Annotated in this window: 4 protein-coding genes and 1 tRNA gene; 3 read left to right on the top strand and 2 right to left on the bottom strand. The window is 33.2% G+C overall.

Annotated elements, in window-relative coordinates; translation table 11 throughout:
• Positions 1–98: 98 nt before the first annotated feature.
• Positions 99–659, top strand: a complete 561-nt coding sequence (locus CXF54_RS05205) for a YqgE/AlgH family protein (RefSeq protein ID WP_101202718.1) — start codon at positions 99–101, stop codon at positions 657–659.
• Positions 660–666: 7 nt separating this feature from the next.
• Here CXF54_RS05205 and CXF54_RS05210 read toward each other — a convergent pair whose 3' ends face one another.
• Complete coding sequence (locus CXF54_RS05210; RefSeq protein WP_101202719.1) at positions 667–1,509, bottom strand: aminotransferase class IV; 843 nt, start codon at positions 1,507–1,509, stop codon at positions 667–669.
• Positions 1,510–1,561: 52 nt separating this feature from the next.
• Positions 1,562–1,948 carry an START-like domain-containing protein gene (locus CXF54_RS05215; protein WP_090840647.1) on the bottom strand — a complete coding sequence of 129 codons (387 nt, stop codon included), beginning with the start codon at positions 1,946–1,948 and terminating at the stop codon, positions 1,562–1,564.
• Between the two features lie 143 nt (positions 1,949–2,091).
• Here CXF54_RS05215 and CXF54_RS05220 point away from each other — a divergent pair.
• Positions 2,092–2,165, top strand: a tRNA-Met gene (locus tag CXF54_RS05220).
• A gap of 239 nt (positions 2,166–2,404) precedes the next feature.
• Positions 2,405–6,418, top strand: a 4,014-nt coding sequence (locus tag CXF54_RS05225) for a M14 family zinc carboxypeptidase (RefSeq protein ID WP_157823397.1), incomplete at its 3' end; no start/stop codon positions are given.

Below are 6,418 nucleotides of genomic sequence, written 5' to 3' on the forward strand. Positions count from 1 at the left end.
AAAGCCTTCAGAAATGAAGGCTTTTTTTATTTTATATAGCATTTATTATTGTGTATTACATAAATATATGCTACATTTAAAAAACAAATCCTTTTAAAATGACTACAACCAAACCAAAAAAGGGTGACTTATTAATTGCAGAGCCTTCTATTATTGGAGATGTCTCTTTTAATAGATCAATAGTACTACTAACTGATTATAATGCAGAGGGTGCTATTGGTTTTATTTTAAACAAGCCCTTAAACTACACTATTAGTGATCTAATACCAGAATTAGACGCGTCTTTTAAAGTCTACAATGGTGGACCTGTAGAACAAGACAACCTATACTTTATACACAAACGTCCTGATTTAATACCAAATAGCGTAGAGATATCCTTAGGTATATATTGGGGTGGTGATTTTAATATTGTAGCTGATCTTATTGCAGAAAATAAAATAACTACAAACGACATCAAATTCTTTTTAGGCTATTCCGGTTGGGATAGTAACCAGTTAGAAACCGAATTAAAATCAAATGCGTGGGTGGTTACTAAAAACACCTACAAAAAAGATATTATAGAAAAAAGCTACGAAACCTTCTGGAAAGAAAAAATGGTCGAGTTAGGTGGTGATTATTCTATTTGGTCTAATGCACCAGAAAACCCAAGCTATAATTAAACTAATATTAGCCTAACCTTACTTTTACATTTAACTTTTGAAGTAACATTTTTGCTACATCATTTTTAAATTCTTTTTTTCTATACTTTGTTATGGACTGAATACCTTTTATAACATTAGTAGTAAATAATTCGTCAGCTTTTTGTAATTCAAAAGGAGAGATTGATGTTTCTTCTAAACTGTAATCAGGAAGTAATTTAATAATTTCCATGATTTGCTTTCTTAAAATACCTTTAAGACAGCCATCAGACAAAGGTGGCGTTTTGATTGTAGTCCCTTTTACCAAAAACAAATTACCATTAAGCGCTTCTACAACACTTTTATTAGTATTTATTAGTAGACAATTATCTAATCTATTCTCTTTAGCATAGATACTTCCAATAACGTTTATCACTTTATTGTTAGACTTAAGCGTAGACATTAAACTTGGCGATAAATAATGATCCTTATAAAGGTCTACTTCGTATTTGTCTTCATTTAAAAGATAAAAATCCTCATCAATAGCTTTAACACTAATAATAAAATTAACATCATTAGACTCTGGTAAATATAATCCACCTTCTACTCTATCAATTTGTATTTTAACACGACCAGATTGTGACAATAAATTATTAGCCTCTAAAGTGCACTTAATTTGCGCTTCTAAAAACTCCATTGTAAAGTTCATCGGAATTTCCATACGTAATATTCGCATAGACGCCATTAACCTAAAATAATGATCTTCAAAAAATAATAATTTACCATGTACCGCTTTGATGGTTTCAAAAAGTCCATCACCGTATGAGTAACCACGATTATTGTTAGAGATTACTGTATTATCTTCTTGAAGTATTCCGTTAAAATTTATCATAAAAAAAGTCCCATTTTTCAATGGGACAAATATACTTTAAATGTATTTATTTTTAAGCAGAACCTATAACTTGTTTTAAATCTGAAATCTGATTTGTCCAAAGCATTTTAGCTTCCTCTACTTCATCTTCTTCTGCAAAATCTGTTACAATAATTGAAACATCTTTAGTTATTTCGTCTACTTGAATCTTGATTTCAAAATAATATGGCGCGTCTTCATCCACTAACCATCTAAATTTAATGCGTTCTCCTGATTTTTTTGTTAGTAATTTAGCTTGTTCTTCAGATCCATCCCATATAAACTTGAAAAGCTCTCCTCGCGAATTTACATTGTCTGCAAACCACTCTGACAACCCTGAAGGCGTAGATATATATTGGTATAGTAATGATGGAGAAGCGTGGACAACAAACTCCATTTCGTACTTTATTTTATCTTCCATTTAATTGTAATCTTGTGTTTTTTAATTAGTCCAATATATACATTAATTAATAAGTTTAGAAAACATTTTAAAAAAAAATTTATTTTTACAATTATGTTTGCACACATCAATATTGTTTATATATTTGCACTCTCAAAAAATATGGCGAGGTAGCTCAGTTGGTTAGAGCGTTGGATTCATAACCCAGAGGTCACGAGTTCAAATCTCGTTCTCGCTACAAGAAAGACTTACAATTGTAAGTCTTTTTTTTGCTCTAAACTCAAAAATAATACACTTAATCGGTAAAAAATGCTTTTCATAAATTACTGAATAACAATTAAATACGAGTACAAATTACAGTTTATCGTATTTTTATGCGTTTTAAGGATGTTTTTCAGTATATTTTAATTAGTTTAGCGGTCTAACTAAACACACTAGATCTCGTAAATCTATTTCAGATTCCCTAATCTAATTACTATGAATAAAATTACTTTTACTTTTTTACTATTATTCACCATAGTACAGACTTCTTTTTCGCAAGACAAACATTCTAGAATCAAAATTAACAATCCAACTGAACGTATTGTACATACAATAGCAGCTCAAGGAATTGATTTAAGTTGTGGATCTAAAAATGAAGATGACAATTTAATAATTGAATTATCTGAAACGGAACTACAGAGTCTTAAAAAAAATAATATTTCTTATACTGTAGAAATTGATGATCTTACCAAATTTTACGCAAACAGAGCGATAAAAGATCTTCCTCAAGCTAAAGCAGAATTGCGCCGTCAAAAAGTACAAGCTAAATCTAGAATCTCTAATACACAAAATAGATCTGTATCAAGTCTTATTCATGACAATATTATACAGTATACAGATTGTGACGAAATAAATTGGGTAACGCCTCAAAATTTTGAATTAGGATCTATGGGTGGTTGCTTAACTTATAGCGAAATGCAAAGTGAATTAGATCAAATGTATGCTTATTCGCAATCTAATGGACTCAACATTGTTTCTCAAAAAGCAAATGCCTCTTCAACTAATCAAAAAACATATGGTAATGTTAATGGTCCTGGCACTGATTTTCAACCATCAACAGTGTGGTATATAAGAATAACAGGAGACCAAAGTACAACACCCGAAAACACTAAACCACAGATGTTGTATACATCCATGATCCACTCTAGAGAGGTTAGTGCATTAATGAATAACATTTACTTTATGTGGTACATTATAGAAAACTATAGTACAGACCCTGCCATTAAAGAACTTGTAGATAATAACGAACTATATTTTGTCCCCGTAGTCAATCCTGACGGACTAAGATGGAACGAATACCTTAATCCAAACGGAGGAGGTATGCAGCGTAAAAACTTAAGACCAAATACAGGAGGAAACACAAACACTTCAACTAATAGAGGTGTTGATTTAAATAGAAATTTTGATTATTTCTGGGGCTATAATAACATTGGGTCTTCAGGAACTACAACAAACGGAACGTACAGAGGAACAAGTCCAGAATCTGAACCTGAGACACAAATAATGGTGGATTTTATAGATAAGCACCAAATTAAATCTGCAGTTTGGAATCATTCCTTTGCTAATTCCGTTCCGCATCCTTATGGTGGCGTACCTTCTTTAAGTTCTGGTCGTGAAGACGAGTACTACAAATGGCATGAAGAAATGACTAGATATAATAGATACCTTTATGGTGCTACTATTTTTTATGAGTCAAATGGTTTACCTGATGACTGGATGATGGGTGGAAATCCTGACAACAATGGATCTACAGGTTCTGGTCAAGGAATTATAGCAACAACTCCAGAACATGGTGGTGAAGGCTTTTGGCCAACACCATCTACTATTGTACCAATAGCACAAAACTCTATGCGTATATCATTAGCGACAGCTTATTACGGTGGTAAATATGCAAAACTACACGATTTAACACAAAGTAATATTACCAATGCAATTGGTAGTACTTTAGACTTTGGTATCGAGCGTATTGGTCAAACTGCAAGTAATTTTACGGTAACCGTTACTCCTATATCATCAAACATAACAAGTACTCCTTCTCCTGTAACCGAATCAGGAATACCTGTTCTTGGACAGCGTACAGTAAGTATTAGTTTGGACTTAAACCCAGCTATTACTGTTAATGAAACTATAGCATATAACGTAAAACTATCAAATGATGATGGTGTTATTTACGAAGCAAATTACGAAAAACACTATCAACCTACCCTATTATTTGATCACCAACCCGACACTAATGGACTAACAGGCTGGACACAAACTGGAGGATGGAACAACACAACAACGGATGCTTATTCTGGAAATAATGCTTTAAGTACCGGAACTTACAGCAACAGTGCAACTAAAACATTAACAACAACTAATAATTATGACTTTACAGATTCAAATGAAATAATTATTCAATTTTATTCAAAATGGGATATCGAAAGAAATTATGATTTTGTTGAAATACTCGGATCTCCCGATGGTGGAAGTAGTTGGATTCCATTATGCGGTAATTACACTAAACCTAATGCCACAAGCTCAACTACAAGTCATGATAACAAAAGTCCTACTTATGCTAATTTCCAAGCCAACAGTAGCGGTCAGGTTTATGATGGAGATCAATTGGATAATTGGATTATGGAAGAAATTAGTATTGATAACTCCAATTATTCATCTTTAAAAAACTCCAATAACGTTAAAATAAGATTTAACTTTAGGACAGATGGTCAAAATGTTAACGAAAATTATTCAACAACAAATGATGGTTTTTTTATTGATGATTTTAAAATAATAAGTGTTAACACACCATGTATGACTACTGTACCAACAAATGTTGCAGTATCAGACATAACAACGGTAAGCGCAAGAATTGATTGGGACGCTGTAGCTTCTGCCAATTACGACATTAGGTATAGAGAAACAGGTTCAGGATCTACCGGATGGACTACCGTTACAAATCTTACAACTAACAGCTACCAAATAGCCGGTTTATCACATACTACACAATATGACGTAAGAGTTAGAACACGTTGCAGCACATCAACATCTAGTTACTCTACAATAGAAAAATTCACAACCTCATCCCCTGTCCCTTGTACAGGTAGTTCTATTACTAGTTTCCCGTATTCTGAAAGTTTTGAAAACACTTTAGGATTATGGACACAAGATACTACTGACGATTTTAATTGGACAAACAAACAAGAAGAAACCGATGGAAACTCAACACCTTCTTCAGAGACTGGCCCATCTACAGCATCTGACGGATCTTATTTTTTATATACAGAAGCTTCAAATCCTAATTTCCCTAGTAAAATAGCTAGATTAATTAGTCCATGCTTAGACTTTACAGGCAGAGAAAATGCTTCAATAGCTTTCGACTATCATATGTATGGAACAAATATTGGTGTTTTAACTGTGGATATAAGCACTGATAACGGAGCCAATTACATAACATTAGATACCTATACACTAGCAGGAAGCAAGCAAGTTAGCCATACAGATGCTTGGAAAACACAAAATGTAGATTTATCCACTTTTGATAATCAAACAATTAAACTAAGGTTTAGTGCTACTACCGATTCTGATGCCTCTAGCGGATGGTCTGGAGATATCTCTATTGACAAATTATCAATAACTTCTGATCAAGCCTCTAGTTCCACTCCCCCAACCGCTTTATGTCAAAACATAAATATCCAATTAGATTCCACTGGAAATGCCTCAATTGTTGCTGGAGATATTGATGGAGGCTCTACAGATGATGTTGCAATTACCAATTACAGCATTGATATTAATTCTTTTGATTGCAACGATATTGGTACTCCTGTGAGTGTGACTCTAACGGTTACCGATGCTGACAATCAAACAGACACCTGTACCGCACTAGTAACGGTACTTGATCAAATTAAACCAGATTTAATAAACATACCTAGCAATATATCGCTATCATGTGGGAACAATAATCCAACTTGGAACTCCCCGACCGCAACGGATAACTGTGATAACTCTTTAACTGTAATCAGAACAGATTCTACCGGATTAAACAGTGGTGACACATTTCCTGTTGGCAATACTACTATAAGCTATCAAGTCACTGATACTTCAGGTAACACAAAAACAGCGTCGTTTAGTATAAATATTATTGCAGACACCATAAATCCAAATGCCGAAACCCAAAATATTACAATTCAATTAGATAATTCTGGTAATGCTACAATTACGCCTAGCGCTATTAACAATGGATCTTCAGATAATTGCTCAATAGCTAATTTTACTTTATCAAAAGATACTTTTGACTGTTCTGACATTGGTAACAATGTGATTACTTTAACTGTAACCGATATTAATTCTAATACAGATACCGCAAATGCTACAGTAACAGTAACAAGACAAGACATGCCGACTGCAACAAATTGTTGGGATAATTTTACTTACAGCAACACAACCTGTACTTGGGAAAACAAAGGAACA

Origin of the sequence: Olleya sp. 1-3 (assembly GCF_002836085.1) — a bacterium.
Lineage (GTDB): Bacteria > Bacteroidota > Bacteroidia > Flavobacteriales > Flavobacteriaceae > Olleya > Olleya namhaensis.